This window comes from Pseudoalteromonas sp. BZA4, assembly GCF_040104395.1.
In the GTDB taxonomy this organism is placed as follows: domain Bacteria; phylum Pseudomonadota; class Gammaproteobacteria; order Enterobacterales; family Alteromonadaceae; genus Pseudoalteromonas.
In genome coordinates, this window is record NZ_JBECOT010000009.1 from 64615 (window position 1) to 84215 (window position 19601).

General features: G+C 40.1%; 15 protein-coding genes and 1 other RNA gene. 6 read left to right on the forward strand and 10 right to left on the reverse strand.

Annotated features, from left to right (window positions below):
- Positions 1–24: 24 nt before the first annotated feature.
- The 5 genes from ABMY41_RS05960 to ABMY41_RS05980 all read right to left on the reverse strand — a co-directional run bounded on the left by ABMY41_RS05960 (position 25) and on the right by ABMY41_RS05980 (position 6752).
- Entirely contained in the window at positions 25–1476 is a 1452-nt protein-coding gene (locus tag ABMY41_RS05960; RefSeq protein WP_287245791.1) for a family 10 glycosylhydrolase, read from the reverse strand.
- Between the two features lie 135 nt (positions 1477–1611).
- Complete coding sequence (locus ABMY41_RS05965; protein WP_349274319.1) at positions 1612–4230, reverse strand: TonB-dependent receptor; 2619 nt, start codon at positions 4228–4230, stop codon at positions 1612–1614.
- A gap of 310 nt (positions 4231–4540) precedes the next feature.
- Positions 4541–5260 carry an SIMPL domain-containing protein gene (locus ABMY41_RS05970; RefSeq protein ID WP_349274320.1) on the reverse strand — a complete coding sequence of 240 codons (720 nt, stop codon included), beginning with the start codon at positions 5258–5260 and terminating at the stop codon, positions 4541–4543.
- A 154-nt stretch (positions 5261–5414) separates the two neighbouring features.
- Positions 5415–6260, reverse strand: a complete 846-nt coding sequence (locus ABMY41_RS05975; RefSeq protein WP_287244829.1) for an HDOD domain-containing protein — start codon at positions 6258–6260, stop codon at positions 5415–5417.
- A 192-nt stretch (positions 6261–6452) separates the two neighbouring features.
- Positions 6453–6752, reverse strand: a complete 300-nt coding sequence (locus ABMY41_RS05980) for a hypothetical protein (protein WP_251602632.1) — start codon at positions 6750–6752, stop codon at positions 6453–6455.
- Between the two features lie 279 nt (positions 6753–7031).
- Here ABMY41_RS05980 and ABMY41_RS05985 point away from each other — a divergent pair, with 279 nt between their 5' ends.
- The 4 genes from ABMY41_RS05985 (at position 7032) to ABMY41_RS06000 (ending at position 12075) form a co-directional block, all read left to right on the forward strand.
- A complete protein-coding gene (locus ABMY41_RS05985; RefSeq protein WP_287244833.1) occupies positions 7032–8822 on the forward strand; it encodes an ATP-binding protein in 1791 nt (596 codons plus the stop codon).
- A 225-nt stretch (positions 8823–9047) separates the two neighbouring features.
- Positions 9048–9248 carry a hypothetical protein gene (locus ABMY41_RS05990; protein WP_058586260.1) on the forward strand — a complete coding sequence of 67 codons (201 nt, stop codon included), beginning with the start codon at positions 9048–9050 and terminating at the stop codon, positions 9246–9248.
- 243 nt (positions 9249–9491) lie between these two features.
- Positions 9492–10871, forward strand: coding sequence for an alpha-amylase family glycosyl hydrolase (locus ABMY41_RS05995; RefSeq protein WP_349274321.1), 1380 nt, complete (start codon positions 9492–9494; stop codon positions 10869–10871).
- A gap of 229 nt (positions 10872–11100) precedes the next feature.
- Positions 11101–12075, forward strand: coding sequence for a transposase (locus ABMY41_RS06000; RefSeq protein WP_349274322.1), 975 nt, complete (start codon positions 11101–11103; stop codon positions 12073–12075).
- Between the two features lie 443 nt (positions 12076–12518).
- Here ABMY41_RS06000 and ffs read toward each other — a convergent pair.
- Both ffs and ABMY41_RS06010 read right to left on the reverse strand, forming a co-directional pair.
- Positions 12519–12615, reverse strand: an RNA gene (gene ffs / locus ABMY41_RS06005) — signal recognition particle sRNA small type.
- Positions 12616–12750: 135 nt separating this feature from the next.
- Positions 12751–13614 (reverse strand): DUF3014 domain-containing protein, encoded by an 864-nt coding sequence (locus ABMY41_RS06010; protein WP_287245663.1) that lies wholly within the window; start codon positions 13612–13614, stop codon positions 12751–12753.
- A 134-nt stretch (positions 13615–13748) separates the two neighbouring features.
- On the opposite strand from ABMY41_RS06010, the gene ABMY41_RS06015 reads away from it, so the two are divergent.
- On the forward strand, positions 13749–14894 hold the full coding sequence (locus ABMY41_RS06015) for a patatin-like phospholipase family protein (protein WP_138599329.1): 1146 nt from the start codon (positions 13749–13751) through the stop codon (positions 14892–14894).
- A gap of 7 nt (positions 14895–14901) precedes the next feature.
- Here the strand turns inward: ABMY41_RS06015 and ABMY41_RS06020 are convergent, their stop codons facing one another.
- Complete coding sequence (locus tag ABMY41_RS06020; RefSeq protein WP_287245661.1) at positions 14902–16875, reverse strand: monovalent cation:proton antiporter family protein; 1974 nt, start codon at positions 16873–16875, stop codon at positions 14902–14904.
- A gap of 139 nt (positions 16876–17014) precedes the next feature.
- Between ABMY41_RS06020 and ABMY41_RS06025 the strand changes: the two genes are divergently transcribed.
- Positions 17015–17911 (forward strand): GGDEF domain-containing protein, encoded by an 897-nt coding sequence (locus tag ABMY41_RS06025; RefSeq protein WP_287245658.1) that lies wholly within the window; start codon positions 17015–17017, stop codon positions 17909–17911.
- 25 nt (positions 17912–17936) lie between these two features.
- Here ABMY41_RS06025 and ABMY41_RS06030 read toward each other — a convergent pair whose 3' ends face one another.
- Complete coding sequence (locus ABMY41_RS06030) at positions 17937–18281, reverse strand: hypothetical protein (RefSeq protein ID WP_062566895.1); 345 nt, start codon at positions 18279–18281, stop codon at positions 17937–17939.
- Complete coding sequence (tilS, locus tag ABMY41_RS06035) at positions 18274–19584, reverse strand: tRNA lysidine(34) synthetase TilS (protein ID WP_349274323.1); 1311 nt, start codon at positions 19582–19584, stop codon at positions 18274–18276. The genes ABMY41_RS06030 and tilS overlap by 8 nt, the downstream gene beginning before the upstream one ends.
- Positions 19585–19601 lie beyond the last annotated feature (17 nt).

Here is a 19601-nt window from a genome sequence, read left to right on the forward strand (position 1 = left end):
ATTTTTGTATTTGCAGTACAGGTGCTATTTAATTAACAACTCAATCTCATCGCTTTGATTACCTAGCCTATCAACAGTAATTACCTTCACCGCCTCTAATGGTCGTTGCATGTCTGAAGCCTTAACAGAAATCACACGTTCTTCACTTGAGTAAATATGATATTGCCACTGCTGTGCGTATTTTAAATAGACGAGTAACTGTGACACTTGCTCAGAATTAGGATGACTCCAAGTAAGATGGATGTCTTCGCCAACATAATTAATTTCAACATTAACTGCTGCCAATTCTGGTGCAGCTATCCACGGAGTTTCAGGTAATAATGCTTGATGCTGAAACACGCCTTGTGCAATCACATCAGTCATTAATTGACTGCCATCAAGTGCAGCGACATTCCAAAACACTGTACCGGGTGACGTTGATAAAAAACCACGATTAATCATGATTTGATTGACGACCTCATCAACGCCGGCTTCATCAAATGAGCGTATCGCATTAATACCAGGCCACAAATGTCGTCCTTGCGTGTTCTGTGATTGCCACCAGCTCAATAAGAGCGGGTAACTTTGTGCATACTGATTAATTGGCCAGTAAAGTTGCGGCGTAAAATAGTCAAGCCACCCTTCATTAAGCCAAAGCTTAGCGTCAGCAAATAATTTGTCATATTGATCCATACCACGAATAGTTTGGGGTTCATCAGGTCTATAAATACCAAATGGGCTTATGCCAACAAGTACATGAGGCTTCGTTTGTTTGACTCGTTGATATAAACGTTTAACGAACTGATTAACAGCTTCTCGACGCCAATCACCTATCGATAATTCTCCACCTTCAGCTAAATATTGACTGTATTGTTTAGCATCAGGAAAATCTTCATCGTTGTTGTAAGAAGGATATGGATAGAAATAGTCATCATAGTGAATACCATCTAAATCATAACTATCTACAAGTTCGGTTAATACATTTAATGTATGTGAGACCACGGCTTGATCTGTTGGCAAAAACCAATAGGTCTCATTTTTTAGTTTCACTACTTTATCTGTCATTTTCTCAACGACTGAGAGTTCTGAAATTGGGCCTCCCAAGTGATGATGTGCGCGATAAGGATTTATCCATGCATGCAACTTTAAACCTCGTTTATGTGCTTGCTTGATCCAAAATTTTAAAGGGTCATAAAACGGCTCAGGCGCTTTACCTTGCTCACCAGTAAGGTAATACGACCAAGGTTCATAAGAGCTTTGATACAAACTATCGGCTTGTGGTCGAACCTGAAAAATAACCGTATTGAAGTTATGTTTTTGAAGTGAATCAAGAATCTGAATAGCTTGTTGCTTTTGCTCTTCAACAGTTAATCCAGGATCTTTTGGCCAGTTAATATTGGCAACTGTGGCAACCCATGCTGCACGAAACTCCCTTGCAACGTAATCTTGATGGATAGTACCGAATAACTGTTTTTTAGTATCAGACACCTCCTTCATTTGTACAAAACTGCACGCACTCAAAACTAAGCACAGGGTCAATGTGAGTAAAATTCTAAAATACATTGTATACCTCATAAAAAAGGCACAACAAAGTCTTGCTGTGCCTACATATATCAAATTCAAATAAGAAAATTAAAACTTAATCTGTGCGCCAAGTAAGAAACGACGACCGTAATCGTGTATCGCTAATGGGCGATTAACATCTGGCATGCCTGTGCTATTACCTGAAGTCGCTTTTTGCTCTTCATTTGTTAAGTTAATAGCCTGGAAAATAAGATTAAAATCTTCAGAAATGTTATAGCTAACATTTAAATCATATTGGCCAAAACCATCCTTATACTGGTTTAAGCCAAGGTAATTAGTATAAAAATATTCTGAACGATATGTATAAGAAACACGGGCACTGAAAGCAGTGTTTTCATAATAAACCGTCGCATTAAAAGTATCTTCTGAGTTGTTTGGCAACACAGCTTCTTCACCTGCGGCTTTTTGTTCCGGTGTTTGCTCTAGTTCAGCATCTGAATATGTATAGTTGGTTTGAATACCGAAACCATACATAAGCTTTTGAGTGTAGTTCACTTCAAAGCCCGAGTTCTCACCGCCTAGGCCATTTTGAGGCTGAGTCACTAAGAAATCACGAACCTCTTCAACGCCGGTATCAGGGTCTGTCCATGTCCACTGCTTTTCAATCGTGGTATTGGTGATATACGAATCAATATCTTTGTAGAAATAAGCTAATGACAATATTGATGACTCATTAAAGTACCACTCAGCTGATAAATCATATTGAGTCGAACGATAAGGTTTTAAGTCTGGATTACCTTGTGAACCTTTACATCCTGTTGCCGCTGCACAGTAGCCACTTTTACGCGCTGATAAAAAATCGTAGTCAGGGCGAGACATTACTTTAGCCGCAGCAAAGCGAAGCACAACATCATCCGTAAAGTCATAATTAATGTTTACACTTGGTAAGAAGTCATCGTAGCTATTTGAGCTATATACATCTTGAATATTTTCAGGCGCAAAGCTACGCCCTGTATACTCAACTGAACGAGAGTCAAGCTCTGTTTTAACCGCGCGTACGCCCATATTACCGCGCCACTTATTGTGCTCGAACACGGCTTTGACGTATCCAGCTGTAACGGTTTCTTCAAGATCGAAGGTGTAGTCAAGGTGTTCATAAGGACCTGAAGTTGGGCTAGTAGACGAGATCCAGTCTGCATACTGGTTATTATCAAACTGCCATAAAATGCCATCGCTAGTAGAATCGCTTGCAAACATACCCAAATTAAAGCTCTCACCTGCTGCTGACACTTTTGGATAGTTGGCTTTCATCAAACTGGCAGCTTTTGTATGCTCACGGTACTTTATACCCGCTTTAATTGCAGTGAAAAAACCAGTGTCTAATAAATATTCAACATCAAACTGCACATAAAGCTCATCAGAGTCATTGAGTATGTCATTTTTATGGTTGTAATCTAAACGGTAATCTTTTGGGCTTAAATCTGCTGATAAAGTCACATCTGGCGTACCATTTTCTAACGTAAATGACGCATTTGTATTGGCATAGTACTCTGAATAAACATCACTTACCTCACCTTCAGCCTTACTGTAACCTAGCTGACCTGTAACAGTGTAGTCATCAGCTTTGTAAGTCACTTTTAAATCATGAGCTTGAGTATTAAATTCACCACGATAGCCCGCATTACCATAATAACCCAAGTTATTGTGTGCTGGTAAGTCACCGGCGACAACCGTACCATCAACGATAACTGGGTTTTCAATGTTAGCAATATTTTGCAAGATAAAACCGCTTGAATACGTGCCATATGATTCATGTTCTGACTTTGAATATAAGTTATTGAAAACAAAATCAAGGTTATCATTTGCGGCGTATTGGAATGTCGCTGTTGCGGTATCTAAATCACTATCACTTGCGTAGCGGTTGTAACCCACTGCCCCTGGATAAAATTCTGCATTACCATCTTGGTTAGCATCTGTGCTGCGATAACCAAATCGAACTTCTTTACTATCGCGTTGAGTTGCTGTTTCTTTATGAACAAAGCCAAGATTAAAACCAAAGTCTTGGGCTTCATTTTTCCATGAATATAAACCAGACACGTATGGCTTAGTTTCATCTGCGTTTTCAAAGTGGAATGCTTTTACTGAAAGCGCTGCATAGTTAGCTTCACTATCAAGCGGTTTACGTGTTTTTACTACAACAGTGCCACCAATTGAACCCTCATCAATGTCAGCTTCAGCAGACTTATAAACCTCGAGAGTATCGACCATTTCTGCTGGTAATAATGAGTAATTAAAACCACGCGACGGGCGTGTAATTGATGCCGAAGCCGTTGCAGAAGCCACATTTTGGCCATTTAACAGCGTTATATTTAAATGAGGTGCTGTACCACGAATACTCACTCGGTCGCTTTCACCGCCTAAGTCTTTCTCTACTTGCACGCCAGGAATTCGTTGCAATGCATCTGCAACTGTTTGATCAGGAAATTTACCGATATCTTCAGCAGAAACAGCATCAACTACGCTGTTTGAAAAGCGTTTCATATTAATACTTTTCTCAACTGATGCAGCATAACTTCTTACTTCAATCTGCTCGATATCTTCTTTAGTTGCTTTTTTCTTGTCAGGCTGTTGGTCAGCTGCATAGACAGCTGTAGATGTACTTAAAACTAAAGTGGGAATAAGTGCTTTTTTAACACCCGCTGCTAGCGCTGAGAATTTTTTATTCATGGAAATGTAACCTTATAGTTTTTGTAAAGTGAGAGATTTTGTGACTACAAACTACATAAATGCTCTTTAGAACAACAATTGGTAACAACTTTATTGTTACAATGCGGCTACAATATTAGTAATAAACCACAAAATCAAGATATTTTATTCTATCGATGGATAAATTTAATAATATTAAATTCCTAAATTTCAGTAAAAAAAACCGTTTAAGTCAATAAAAACAAAAAAGTACAAAGGTATTAAGGGTATTAAAGAAGCAATGTCTTGAAGATTAAAAATACTGCTCTTCGTTTCAAAATAAGGGAATTAATTATTCCAAAACCAAATCAAACACAACATTGACACTTGCTCTGAAGGTAATCGACTCTTGTAGATACTTACCTTCTGGGACTGTATTAATACGTGAGCCCGTGACCATAATTCGTTCAATATTTGTGTTGCTACCATAGCCAAAGTGACTACCTACTTCTTGTGATTGAATACTATACACCCGACCAAGTTTCGCTTCGAATGCGCTAGCGAGGCGGCTTCCTTGCTGTTTGGCATTCGCTACAGCTTTATCAAGAGCGGCTTGCTCGTAATCTGAGGCTTTGGTTGATAAAAGTTGAATTTGCTCGATTTGATTGACGCCCACTTTAAGCGCAAAATTTAAAAATCCGTCCAAAAGGGAGAGTTTTTTAAGGCTGACTTTGACCTTTCGCGTGGCTCGAAAACCATCTTTAACTTGATTATCATTTTCGTCATATCGCATGTTCGGCTCTACGAAAATTCGACCCGCGGAGATACTTTTTTCATCTACAGAGAATTTATTTAAGCCCGCAAGGAGTTCATTTACTTGCGCATCGACTTGCTGCTTAGCCTGCACGCTTTCAGCTTTTACAGCTTCAAACTCTAACGTGATATCAGCCCTGTCGGGGGCGGTACGCACAACTGCCTCACCTTTAACAACAATATGACGATTATCCGGCAGACTTGATGCAGCCATCGCAGAACTTGAACATAAAACTAATGGTAACAGTAATTTAAGCATCGTAACCTCTCCCTAGAAAAAGTTATGATGCCTTGCTACAGAAGGAAAGTATAGTAATGCATACTTTCTTTCGATGTAAAAAAGCGAGTGATGATAACTCACCACTCGCAAACTCATCGAAGTTAAGATGATAGGAAATAAACGCTAATTGGCTTTAACTTGCCATCGCATTGTCGACGTAATCTTCGACCATATCGGCAAAATCTTGATCAACAATACCCAGCTCTGCAAAGCACTGCTCTTTAATTTTAAACCACTCGCTCGAATACTGTTGGTGGCGGGCATAGTCCACAGCACTCTCCGCGCATTTTAAGATGGCATACGCCATACGTTGTTGCTCATCATTGTTTTGCTCTAAAAAGTGCGTGTTATGATGATTTAAAATAACGTGACAAAGTGGCTTAGGCAGGTGCCAAGATACCGAGATAAAATAGCCAATCACCGCATGGTCGCACTGATAACGAGCCTGCTCTAGATCGGTAATCGCGTGCTCTTTTGCTAGGTTTGCTTGTTTAAGAACCTCAACATAATCTTTAAATTTTAATGCCATAGCAGCAATACCGACATTATGAAAAAGCCCTAAAGAGTAAAGCTCATCCACTGGCATTAATGACTTGTAACTGTTACCTAACAGTACACAGGCATTCGCAACTTCAACCGACTCATCCCAAAAGCGCTCTAAGCTAATGCAGGCATTACCTTTAAAATTTTGCTTAAGCAAGGCCAAAGTTACCAACTGATTAAGCTGATCTAACCCTAAAAACATCGCCGCTTGGCGTATATCACTAATGGTGCGTTGTAAACCAAACACCGGGCTATTTATTGTTTTTAATAATAAAGCTGAAAGACTGATGTCTCTTGATATTAGCTGAGCTATTTTATCTAAGCTTGCATCCGATTTTTGCATTTCATCAGCAATTTGGCTCAATAGTTCAGGTTTTGGTGGAATATGAAAACCGCGTTCAAGCGAAACTAGGCGTTGTTCATCTAAGTTGATCATTTGCCCAAGAGCCTCCGTTAATAAGCAACGAGCAATTTAATAGTTTAGATGGGTAAAATACTCTAAGAGCTTTGCCTTAGTATTGTTTGAGATCAATGTGTTGCGAAGAAAGGAAATTAATTAATAAAAGGCTAACACGGCATATTATAGCAAGTTGCCATTATATTATATGCCGTCTTTTTGAAGATTTGCTTAGTGAGCAAGTACGCTTAGCCACTCATCAGGGTTTGCTAGAATGAACTCAAATACATCGTTGTTATTTAAAGTAATGCGAATTCCATCTGCTGTAATTGGTAGAATACCCGCGCCTTTACCCGAACACTTATCAACGTTATTGATGTGCGCTCGTGAAAGTGTGTATGGACCTAAGCCTAACTCTTTATTAAACGGTTCAAAAACAATCTCTTGTTCTGTAACTAAAAGCTTACCATCCGCTTTTGCGACACCCGACTGAATAGTTGCTATTGATTCTTTGACTGTTTGCGCGTGCATATCCTTTACTCCACTTAACAAATGAGTGTGGCTTACACTCAATTAAATCATAAAAATTGCGTACCAACTTAAGATACAATAAGTACGAAAAAAGTACAGTGCTATTGATTTAAAATATTTTTATAAATAGCTTTTTAATCGCTTTAGGTTATTTACATGTTATTGGTTAAGGCTTTTTATTATTCACATAAAAAGTCATTCTGAATTGACCCCTTTCTTATGTGAACAAATAAAAATGCGCTATGCTTAAAATAACAACAGGATAGGTGCGGTAAACTGATGACAAAAGCACTGCAGCAAACTAAAAACAAGTTGAAAGTGAATGCAATTATCGTGATTGCATTAGTAACATCGCTTACTGTTACCTCATTATTCTTTTACAAAAATGTCGACTCACAATGGCATGACTATTCAAAAACCGCCGCTAACGTTTATGTACTTCACGACAAGCTAATTCAAAAACTCGGGTATGGTGGCTTTATTCACCATTTTAAAAACCTAGTGCTCAGAAAAAATACAGAACTGTATCTTCCGCCCATTGAAAGTGAACTCACCCAAATAAAAGAGATCCTTGCCAAGCTTGGCGCAATCAAAGAATACGACAAAACTGCACTTACTGACGTTAAAAAAACGGTCAGTGAGTATGAAAGTAAAGTCGATATTGTTTTAAAGATGATTGCTAACAGCGCGGCTAGCGAGCAGATAGATACTACTGTAAAAGTAGATGATACAGATGCATTGAAGGCACTTACTGCGTTCGAGCAACATATAAACTTTATGCTTAAAGATAAAAGCATCGCCATTGATGAAAACTTCCAAATTGCTTACATCGTGCATGTGTTAACAATCATATTGCTCACCAGCATATTGCTTATTTACTTTAGAAAGCTCTCAAACTCTTATAAACAACAAATTGAGCTTACTGAGAGAGCTTTAGAAGGCGCGAGAATAAAATCAGAATTTTTAGCCAATATGAGTCATGAAATACGCACTCCACTTAATGGCATTATGGGGCTTTTACAAATTTTGCAGCCGAACATTCAAAAGCCGAAAAATATAGAAGTTGTTTCTAAGGCGTTGTTTTCTTGTCGGTCACTCCTTACCATCATCAACGATATTTTAGACTTTTCGAAAATGGAGGCGAACGAGCTTTATATTGAACAGGTAGATTTTTCGATGTCGAAGGTTGTTGAGTCGATCAATTCTGATTTTCTGCCACTTTGTAACGAAAAAGCAATTGAATTAAACATAGATATAGACGATGACGTTGAAGATTTATGGATAGGAGACCCAGTTAGAGTTCGACAAATTATTTTAAACCTGGTTTCTAACGCCGTTAAATTTACCGAGCAAGGTGGCGTACAAGTAAAAATTAATAAATCTTCGCAAAGCCAAAAGCAAGGTGTTGAGATAGAAGTGATTGATACCGGCATTGGTATGAATAAAGAAGGTTTAATGCATCTGTTTAACCGTTTTCAGCAAGCCGATAACAGTATAACACGGCGTTTTGGCGGGACTGGATTAGGAATGTCGATCACCGCGAATCTTATTAATCGCATGAACGGCACTATTGATGTTGACAGCGCGCTCGGTAAAGGCACCCATTTCACCGTTTATTTACCGCTCAAAGTATCTGAAAAGCAACACTTACATGATAGCTTTACTGATGTGACTGCACCTGACTTATCGGCTAAAACACTGTTGATTGCTGAAGATAACCCACTCAATACCATGATCATCAAATCAATGCTTGCAGAAACCAACGCAGATCTTCATTTTGCAAAAGATGGCGCTGAAGCAGTCGAGCTATTTAAACAACTTAACCCCATTTTAGTTTTAATGGATATACAAATGCCCACAATGGGGGGGATAGAAGCCTGCTCACATATTCGTAGTATTGATAAAGAGGTGCCTGTTATTGCCTTGACTGCCAACGTGATGAAAGAAAATATCATCGAATACATGAATTGTGGTTTTAATGGCCACGTAGGCAAACCCATTGAAAAGCATTTACTATTTAAAACGCTGCATGATGTCATTGCAATTAGCCGTGACGAGCTCATAGACTAGGCTTCCCAAGCAGAAAAGTTTTATCTTCACTTTATTTTCAATAGCTTACAACTTTACTTCTACGTTTCTCCTGCTGATTCAAGATCGTATAATTTTCATCCAATATTGATTGACTTGGCTAAAAAGATCCCTCATAGTCGAAAAAATCATCAGTACACATTAGACCAAATTATAAAACCAAGTAGCAACTAAAATGCTATCACAAAAATGTGGAGGAGATGCGTTATGAACCGTAAGTCAAAATTAATCTACCGTATTATGTTGGCCTCTAAGCTTCATAGCCGTAATAAAGAGATATCACTCGATACATTAAAACAAGGCTGCTGCCTAAGTGACTCTGAATTACTAACCATTATAAAAGAGCTAGAAATTAAAAAACTGATCAGCTGGGATGCCAGTAAATCTACTTTTATGATTTCAGCCTAGCTCGGCATATTTAAACGACAGCTTAGCTTTTTCTTGCTGTCGTTTTACATATTACCACCCTATTTAATCATTTAAGTATTTAGCCCCCATCCAAATATAATTAAGCGTAATATTGCTACTTAATCGATTATGTAACCATATTGTGAATACGTATGCATTTAATTGTAAATATTAGCTCAGGGTATATATTTAGTCGAAGTGTTGTTTTTCATACAACACCTTTATTCGACAACAAGGCCTGATATGAATTCATTGCTAACCAAAAGTTTGCTTATTTTATTACTAAGCCTCATTACTGCATGTACACACACTAAAACTACAAACACTGCCTATGAGCCCAAGCCTTACGTAAAACTAACTCATCCTGAGTGGTCAAAAAATGCGGTGCTTTATCAATTAAATACGCGTCAATTTACTAAAGAAGGCACCTTTAATGCAGCACGGCAGCAATTGCCACGCTTGAAAGAGTTAGGCGTTGATATTATTTGGCTTATGCCCATAAACCCGATTGGTGAAGAAAACCGAAAAGGCAGTTTAGGCAGCCCTTATTCTGTAAAAGATTACCGTAAAGTAAACCCTGAGTTTGGCACACTAGAAGACCTTAAAGCCTTTGTGAACAAAGCCCATGATATGGGGATGTACGTCATTTTAGATTGGGTAGCAAACCACAGTGCATGGGATAACTGGCTTCGATTTGAACATCCCGATTGGTACGACCGAGACTACAAAGGCCAATTTAGGCCAACACCGTGGTGGGATTGGTCTGACATTATTGATTTTGATTATTCAAAACCTGCTCTACGTGAATACATGACAGAATCGATGAAATACTGGGTAAAAGAAGTCGGTATTGATGGCTATCGCTGTGATGTAGCTGGCTTTGTGCCGGTAGATTTTTGGAATAACGTCCGCCGTGAGCTTGATAACATAAAGCCTGTTTTAATGCTGGCTGAGTGGGAGTCTCGCGATTTACATGCCGAAGCCTTTGATATGACTTACGCGTGGTCTTGGTCTGAGCACATGCATAAAATCGTAAATGGCCATGCAGATGTCAGCACCCTCTTCGTTTATTACTCATGGAACGAAAGTGCATTCCCAGCAGAAGCTTATCACCTTGTGGGTGTTGCCAACCATGACACAAATGCATGGGAAGGCACCATGTTCGAAAACTATGGCGATGCACTTGAAGCCGTTATTGCATTATCTGTCGTTGGCGAAGGCTTCCCTATGATTTACAACGGCCAAGAAGCAGGTAATGATAAACGCCTCGCCTTTTTCGAACGAGACCCAATCAAATGGCAAAAGCACCCTATTGGTGATTTATACCAATCACTATTTGCACTCAAACATAGTAATGAAGCTCTGTGGAATGGCCAATTTGGCGGCCGCATGGTACATGTACCAAACACCGCACCAAAGCAAGTGCTTAGCTTTGTTCGAGCAAAAGGCAACGATAAAGTACTTGCTGTGTTCAACCTATCGAAAGAGCCACAAACAGTTAGCTTTAAAGAGCCATTATTTTTAGGTAAATACACAGATACTTTTTCAAAACAGGCAATAGAATTTACTCAAACAACAAAACTAACAATTCCAGCATGGGGGTTTAGAGTATTTGTAAAATAACATACCGCCTTACTCTACTTATTATAAATAACCAAATTTGATCCCATAATTAAAAATATGGGATCAAATAATAAATTACTCTACTAACAAGACACCCATATTTATTTCCATCACTCCACAGAGTTAACCTATAAACAAAATAACCTCTAACTAGACACCCAACTTAAAATTTCTCACTTCTCAAAATTATGACTAAACTTAAATTGTTCAACTCATGGAGGAGAAGAGCATGGCAACCCCCCGTAGAAACTTAATAAGCGTTTCAAATACACCTTACTATCACTGCATATCACGCTGCGTTCGTCGCGCCTATTTGTGCGGACAAGATCCACTAACGGGTCGTTCATATGAACACCGGCGCGATTGGGTTGAAAAGAAACTATTTCAACTTGGCAGAATATTTTGTATTGATATTTGTGCCTACGCGGTTATGAGTAATCACACTCATCTAGTTCTTCACATTGATATAGCAAAAGCTAAGCGTCTAAATAATAAAGCGATTCTTATTAGATGGCACAAATTATTCAAAAGTACATTCCTTTGCCAACGATTCTTAAATGGCGAATTGCTAACACAAACCGAGCTCGCTGCGGTTAATGTCAGAGTAAATTTATATAGAGAAAGGCTAAGCAGCATTAGTTGGTTTATGCGAGTTCTTAACGAGGGTATTGCACGAAAAGCGAATCAAGAGGATGAGTGCAAAGGACGATTTTGGGAAGGTCGCTTTAAATCACAAGCTTTACTTGATGAAGCAGCACTTGCCGCTTGCCTTGCATATGTTGATTTGAACCCTGTTAGAGCAAAAGCGGCTGATTTACCTGAGCAATCTGACTACACCAGTATTAAATCTAGAATTAATGCATCTCATAATAATAAGCAACCAAAATCACTTATGCGCTTTGCAGGTAAAACACGTAAACATATGCCTAAGGGACTACCATTTGAGCTCAAGACATATCTGCAACTTGTAGATTGGACAGGCCGTTCAATACGAGAAGATAAGCCAGGGACAATCCCAGAAGAGGCATTACCAATACTTGAAAGGTTAAACATTTGTACTGACAACTGGCTTACACTCACCACTTCCTTTACCCGCTCGTTTAAAAATACGGCTGGTAAAGAGCAAGCTATAACTGCTTATGCAAATCACATGAAACGAAAACGAAGAAGCTCTATTAGCACTAGTCGTGCACTATTTGCCTAAACTGAAACTCGAAAATGTTTAAAGTAACCTGCCTTTGGACTAAGCTCGCCCGAAATCAGGTACTATTCAGGCAATGCCCTACAAAATCTTGTAAACATAACATTTTGATTTATAGATTAATTTAGTTAATTAATTTTGAGCGACTAAACTAGTTGCTCTTAGAGTTAGCTATTAAAAACTCCTACTATAGTGGGTGTCTTAATAATTTTTATAACCTCTACCTGACTAACAGTGTCTCTTTCAAACCAATCATGTACATAAAAACGAAGTTCACATTTTTAATATGGGTGTCTAGATAACTCTTAAGTGGATGTCTTGCTAACTTAAAAATAAACATACTTAAAGTTGAGTTTAACTAATACAGAATAAAAAAGAGTTCTAAAGAAAGCTTTAAAATGGAATTTAAATGAGGAAAATCACCCAAATAGAATTTTGGGTGGCAGTCTTACCAGCCGCATCTCGGCACACACGTCACACGCTGTGGCTGCTCCCTTCCGGGCCTGACCAAGTTCACCTGCTAGTGTTGCGAGAGGACCAATAAGACTACCATTGAGGGCCTTGTTTGGCGCGGGAGGGATTATCTCTACTTTTAGCCTGTTATTCAAGGGGTATTCGAAAAAGAAAGTGCGATTGCATACTTGGTATACAATCGCACTGTCATTAAGGGGTTATTGCTTACTTTTCAAGTTCAGCTTTAATGTTGCGCAGCGCAGCTTTCACTTTTTTCATATTTTCTGGACCCATACGCAGCAATTGTTTTTGCGCATCAGGTAGGTTTTCCCACTCAGAGTAAGCATATTGATACGTAACTGAGTTGCGAACGAGTGGCATATCACCTTTTGGTTCTGGCGTATCAAGCAGTACGTCAATTGCCTCTTCTAGCGTGCCTGTGAATGCATCACCTTCGTAGCCAATTTCTGCATAAGCTTCGTTGATAAGTGGTTTGTATTCATCATACATACGAATAACTTGAGCAGCGCTTAGGCTAGTAAATAGTTTTACGTATGGCGTATAGCGCTCATAGCTATTTGGGTCGATTGTTAAAATGTCGCCCTCAATAACTTTAAACGACTCTTTAGGGCGTTCAACTGGCGCGTGGCTTAATGCCACTTTACCTTTGGCGATGTTATCAACATACACAACACCACGGCGAATAAGATCGTCGGTCACCATTAAGCTCATCACTTGGTCACTTAGTAACTCATCCATACGGGCAACAACCACTTCATCGCTTTCATTTAACGTTGGCAGTGGCTCAACTTCTGGAACTGGCTCTGGAGTGCGCTCTGGAGCAGAATCGACTACAACTGGTTCTGGCTCAGGCTCTGTCACTTCAGGTACTGGTTCAAGCTCTTGATACTCAACAACTGGCGCTTCTTCTGCAACAATGTCTTCAACAACTTGTACTGGTTTATTTTCAGGCTTCAATAAAATAAACGCTGCCACACCAGCAACAAGAATAAGCACAACCACCGCAAAAATCAGGTTGTTATTTGATGAACCCTTTTGTACTTCAGGCTCTGACGAATGCTCTGACATAGACACTCCCTTAAAAATAAAACAGATAAAAATACGAAAAAACCATTTAGCCTTGAGCTAATCTTTGCTTCTTCTAGCTTAAAGACTTACAGTTGATAAATAAAGTAAAGACGCACAACTATTTAAATGCAACCATGAGCAGTAAGTTAAAAAAAACACAGCACTCTAAAATCGCTTTATTACTAACAGGTGGTGGCGCGCGAGCGGCTTATCAAGTTGGTGTGCTTAAAGCGATAACGCAAAGCATGCCTCGCACAGCACCGCTGCCCTTTACTATTATTAATGGGACATCAGCTGGCGCAATTAATTCCGCTGCATTAGCATGTTATGCATCCTGTGCGCATTTAGCATGCAAAAAACTTGAATGGGTGTGGAAGAATTTTTCGACTTCTCAGGTTTATAAAAGCGACTTTTTAAGTGTGTTTTTGCATATTACTCGCAACATGCTTACGAGTTTTCAATCTGAACATATTAATCACCCACCAGCGAGTTTGCTGAACAATAAACCGCTGAGAAAACTGTTGCACGAAATACTCGATTTATCGCGTATCGAACGAAATTTACATAAAAACTACCTAGATGCAGTGTCGATTACTGCTTCGAGCTATACAACTGGTGACTCTGTCGCATTTTTTCAGTCACTGACACAAAAACCGTGGCGCAGAGCAAAGCGTGAAGGGCAAGCAACCCGCATTAATGTTGAGCACTTAATGGCATCGAGCGCTATTCCGATGGTGTTCCCGAGTGTGAATGTTTATAACCACTATTTTGGCGACGGCTCTATTCACCAACTTTCGCCACTGAGTCCGTCGGTTCACTTAGGTGCTGAAAAAATCTTTATTATTGGTGTTGATGAACCAAAAGAATTGCACCCACCGGGTTACCAGCCTCATTACCCGGGTCTTTCTAATATTGCAGGTCACTTACTCGATAGCGTATTTACCGACACGCTACAGTCTGATTTAGAGCGCTTACAGCGTATTAACCGTACTTTGAGCCTTTTGCCTGCCCGCGACAAACACCAAGAGTTAAAACAAATCGAAACTTGCGTGATCAATCCATCGCAAAACTTTAATGCAATCGCAGCTCAGTTTTATGATGACATGCCTATGGCAATCAAAGTGTTACTACGCATGATAGGCGTGAAGAAACGTTCGCAATCGAGTTTAACGAGCTACTTACTGTTTGAAAAACGTTATACCCAAAAGCTCATTGAAATTGGCTACCAAGATGGCCTTAAAAAGCTACCTGAAATTCGTAAATTCTTAGAGCTGGAGTAGCTAAAAGCTACTCCATACCATCGAGTAAAAACCTTTCTACCCGCTCTACTCGGCGAGGCTTGCCTTGTAACACTAAAATGTCGCCTGCCAATAAAATAGTTTGCGATGAAGGTGCGTCAATTTCTCGGTCTTGTCGGCGCAGCGCTCTAACCGACACACGGCGCTGCTCAAGTTTAAGCTCACTAATTTTCTGATTAACCGCATAAGCGTGTTCTGGCAGAGCTATAACATGTAAATACTCAAGCCTATCTGAACTTGCCTCTTCGCCATCGAGTTTATCGCCAGTGAAAAAGCCATTTAAGAACTTATAACGATTACGCCGCTCTTTACTTACTCGGCGTATGATCCGTGTCATCGGCACGCCAGACATATAAAGCACATGCGAAACTAACATTAGGCTTGCTTCGAGCGTTTCAGGCACTACCTCAGTAACACCAAGCTCTTTAAGCGTTTCCATTTCGGTATCATCGCGCATCCGTACCAGTATTTTCACGCCAGGAGCTATTTGCTTGATGGCATCAACAACAATTTGCGTTTGCTCAAAATCAGTAAAAGTAATAATGACTAGCCTTGCCCGCTCTACACCCGCTGATTTTAAAATATCTTTTTGATTTACATGGCCAAATATCACTGGCTCACCAGCCGCTTTTGCTTCTTGCAATAAGATGGGGTTGCTCTCAACCGCTACGTATTCAATTGCTTCGGGTTTTAAAAAGCGTGCTACGGTTTGCCCAACACGAGAAAAGCCACAAATTACAATATGATTTTGATACAAAGGGCTACTTGTCGCAGGCTGCTGCCAATACTGCCCTGCATGGCTTAAAAGGCCAAGTTTTTTAAGAATAAGCGGTGTTTTTTCAATAAGGTAAGGCGTTAGCGCCATTGAAAGCACGCCAACTGCAATTAAAAATGAAGCTTGCTCTGAGCTTATTAACAAGTGCTGCGAAGCAAGTGCAATTAATACAAAGCCAAATTCTCCCATTTGCCAAAGCATAATACCCGCCGATACCGCATCTTGCTTACGCTCCCCCATCACTTGCGCAGAAATTGCGAGCACCGCAATTTTAAATAGCAATAAGCCAATTAATACTGCGATGATCCAGTACCAACTATTAAGTACATAGAGCACATCTAACTGCATACCGACGGTAACAAAAAAGAGTCCCATCAAAATATCGCGAAACGGTCTAATATCGGCTTCTAGTTGGTGACGATAATGGCTTTCTCCTAACATCATGCCGGCTAAAAAGGCGCCTAACGCCATCGATAAACCAAATAGGTAAGTCAGGCCTGCGGCAAACAAGGCAACCAATAAAGTCGTTAGCATAAATAGCTCATCGGTTCTTACCAGCGCTATTTCGCTAAACACTTTAGGCAAAATCCATTTACCTATGCCGAACAATAAAATACACACTAAAGCGCCTTTAGTGAGTGCAAAAGCCAATGCTCCAGCAATTTCTTCAGAGCCACTTTGTGCTAGTAAAGGGTAAACAATGAGTAGAGGGACAACAGCAATATCTTGAAATAGCAACACCCCTATTGCCAACTGGCCGCGGCGCTGGTTTAAATCTCCAGACTCTTTAAGTAACTTAACCACCACCGCCGTAGAAGACAGTGCCATTAAACTGGCGATGGTAAAACTATTTAAAAGGCTGTGCTCTAACAGCAGTAAAATCAGCATAAATACAATGCTAGTCACCACGACCTGTAAGGAGCCAAGGCCAAATACAATATTGCGCATTGCCATTAAACGCGGCAATGAAAACTCAAGCCCTAAACTAAACAGTAAAAATACAATGCCGAGTTCGGCAACAAAGTGCATTTCGTGGCTTTGCGCCATCCAGCCAATACCATGACTCCCCGCCAACACGCCTGTGGCAAGATAAGCAAGAATAGGTGGTAAACCAATTCGTTTGAAGAACCAAACAAATAATACGGCAGCGACGAGCAAGCCAAACACTTGAATCAGCACATTTTGCAAGCAATAAACTCCCTTCTACTTGATGATAAAGCTGTACCCTACCTTAAATATAGCAACCATCTGTTTTTCAGCCAGTTTAAAAATGTGGCACAAATCTCGCTAAGTATGAGTATCTAAACACTCCGGGGGGAGAATTATCATGGAAAATGTCCATATTTTGACGCAGCGGGTGTCTGCGCGAGGCGAGTTTCTGCCGTTTTCGGCAGAGCATTACCGAATAAATGAAACAAATAGTCCACACGATTTGGTCGCAAGGTTACAAACTACGTTATCAATCGAAGAAATTTTGACAATTTTTGCCGAACACGCAAAACAACTGATCAATTTATCTGGATTACAGTTCCAATCTGCACTCGGAGTGTCACAAAGTGCTGGCAGCGATACCAGTCAAACACCGTACTCTTTTGATTTAGATATCGAAAGTGAACGCTTAGGGCAGTTAATTTATTTTAGCCAGTTCCCTATGGGTAAAGCGATTGAAGCAAAATTAAAGCAGCTTCATACAGCACTCGTTTACCCATTACGTAATGCGCTTATGTATACCCGCGTATTACGTTTAGCGACTAAAGATGCGCTAACAGGCTTAAACAACCGTAGTCAATTTAATGACAGCTTGGCACAAAAGCTAGAACGTTGCCGCCGTCAGCATCGTCCATTTAGTTTAATGCTGCTTGATTTAGATAACTTTAAACAAGTTAACGATAACTTTGGTCATAAAATTGGCGATGATGTACTGCAAGAATTTGCTAATGTATTACGCACTAGCGTGCGTGGCACTGACTCAATTTTCCGCTTTGGTGGAGATGAATTTGCATTATTAATCGACGACCCTGAATTCACCACTAATAAGGTAATTGCTGATCGTATTATGAGTTTGGTTGCTAGCTCAGGGTTGATGGCTCAATATGATGTAACATCAAGCATTGGTTATACACTCGCCAATAACCAAGACTGCAAAAACGAAGTGTTTGCCCGTGCTGACAAGGGTCTTTATAAGGCAAAAGCTGCAGGAAGAAACTGCGCAAGAGCTTACTAATTGAGTAAAAGCCTAGCATCCCCCGCTAGGCTTTTTTGTTTATAAATTTATAACCAAGTAATACTAACCAAAAACCAGCGAAGAAGCCGCTTAATAAGTAAAGCAAGGCAGCCATGGTGGTAAGGGGCGATACCATCACTAGAGCCAGTGGCGTAAGTACGCCTAGAATAAAGAAAATACCGCCTTTGCCTGACCAGTAACCTAGCAGCAATAATGAGCAAACTAAGCCGCCAGCTAGTGCATAAAAAAGTGTATTTATTGTCAGCTCTGCATAAGCAAAACCAGCAATTACAGCCACTAGCACCGACAACGCAAAGCCAAGTGGTGCCTTATTAACTAGTGATAAACCAACATGTGGTTGTTCACTCATAGATTGTCTCCCAAAGAATTCCATCTTCAACACTGTGCTGCTCACTAATAAAGTAGCCAACTACTTGCACAAGTTGATCGTTATAAAAAATAAGTGGTGTCTGCGCACGTAACCAAGGAGCTACTTTGGCATCTTTAAACCAATGCTTTAAGGTGTTTGAGCCTGGTTTATGCAATGGTTTGATACGTGCTTGCGGCTTATTAAATTCAACCCTTACTTGCTCATCGGGCTTTGGTTTTCTAATCCCCTTGCCCGCTTTCAGTATTAGTTTTCGGCCACCAATCAGTTCAACGCTTTGCAAAGCAATATCCATCGCCTCAGGTATTGCCTGCTCTTTCACAAAGTACCAATGCTGCTGATGCCGGCGAACATCACCGCTTTGCAAACAAATTTTTATCTGGGCATCGGCTTTTGCCGTTAAACCTTGCTCAATAATTTGCTGTAGCTGATTCTCTGAAGGTAATTGATGGGTAAACTGATTCAGCCACGCACGTATAAGGTTTGCTTGTCTGGGCTTACTAAACCCCGCAATTGCCTCGCAGCTTAAACCACCCTGCTTATTTTGACAGTGTGTAAGGTCGTTTTGAGTATATTCATCGAGCAGCGATTGCTGCTTTTGTAACAGCCGAATACTGCGCGCTGCACTTTTTTCAAACCCTTGAAAACGCTCAGTTAAAATGGGTAGAACCTGATGACGTAAAAAATTACGGTCAAAGCGTTCATCAATATTTGAGTCATCGGTGATATGGGTAATAGCAAATTCACTGGCAAATTGTTCAATTTGCTCACGAGTGATATTAATCAGCGGTCTAAAACATACACGCCCAGACGCTAACAATCGCGTTTGTGGCATTGATGCTAAGCCTTGCAAGCCAGAACCGCGTTTTAGCCGAAGTAAGAAGGTCTCAAGTTGATCATTTAAGTGCTGACCAAGCAGTATTACACTATCTGGGATAGAGTTTTCGTCGAGTGCTTGGTACCGAGCCTCTCTTGCTTGTGCCTCAAGTGATGTACGCGAGCGCTCATAAATTTCAACGTGTACCGCTTTAAATGCGACATTGAGCTCTTCACATAGCGATTGGCAAAACCCTTGCCACTCATCGGCATACTTGCTCAAACCATGATTAACATACACAGCTTCAAGTTTAAGTTCTGAGTGTTGCTGTTGAGCTTGCTTCATTAAATGTAACAATACAACCGAATCAACACCGCCAGATAAGGCAACGCTAAAGCTACTTTGCTGAGCGTTCAGCAAAGGCTGCAATTGTGCTAAAAAATGGTGGTATAAATCTGATGTTTGCATTAAAAACCAATGAGTAT

Bases quoted from the DNA above. Each gene is read 5' to 3' on its own strand.
- ABMY41_RS05990 (WP_058586260.1), top strand. From the start codon at position 9,048: ATGAACCGTAAGTCAAAATTAATCTACCGTATTATGTTGGCCTCTAAG.
- ABMY41_RS05985 (WP_287244833.1), top strand. From the start codon at position 7,032: ATGACAAAAGCACTGCAGCAAACTAAAAACAAGTTGAAAGTGAATGCA.
- ABMY41_RS06010 (WP_287245663.1), bottom strand. From the start codon at position 13,614: ATGTCAGAGCATTCGTCAGAGCCTGAAGTACAAAAGGGTTCATCAAAT.
- ABMY41_RS06015 (WP_138599329.1), top strand. From the start codon at position 13,749: ATGAGCAGTAAGTTAAAAAAAACACAGCACTCTAAAATCGCTTTATTA.
- ABMY41_RS06030 (WP_062566895.1), bottom strand. From the start codon at position 18,281: ATGAGTGAACAACCACATGTTGGTTTATCACTAGTTAATAAGGCACCA.
- ABMY41_RS05975 (WP_287244829.1), bottom strand. From the start codon at position 6,260: ATGATCAACTTAGATGAACAACGCCTAGTTTCGCTTGAACGCGGTTTT.
- ABMY41_RS05995 (WP_349274321.1), top strand. From the start codon at position 9,492: ATGAATTCATTGCTAACCAAAAGTTTGCTTATTTTATTACTAAGCCTC.
- tilS (WP_349274323.1), bottom strand. From the start codon at position 19,584: ATGCAAACATCAGATTTATACCACCATTTTTTAGCACAATTGCAGCCT.
- ABMY41_RS05965 (WP_349274319.1), bottom strand. From the start codon at position 4,230: ATGAATAAAAAATTCTCAGCGCTAGCAGCGGGTGTTAAAAAAGCACTT.
- ABMY41_RS05970 (WP_349274320.1), bottom strand. From the start codon at position 5,260: ATGCTTAAATTACTGTTACCATTAGTTTTATGTTCAAGTTCTGCGATG.
- ABMY41_RS05980 (WP_251602632.1), bottom strand. From the start codon at position 6,752: ATGCACGCGCAAACAGTCAAAGAATCAATAGCAACTATTCAGTCGGGT.
- ABMY41_RS06000 (WP_349274322.1), top strand. From the start codon at position 11,101: ATGGCAACCCCCCGTAGAAACTTAATAAGCGTTTCAAATACACCTTAC.
- ABMY41_RS05960 (WP_287245791.1), bottom strand. From the start codon at position 1,476: ATGAAGGAGGTGTCTGATACTAAAAAACAGTTATTCGGTACTATCCAT.
- ABMY41_RS06025 (WP_287245658.1), top strand. From the start codon at position 17,015: ATGGAAAATGTCCATATTTTGACGCAGCGGGTGTCTGCGCGAGGCGAG.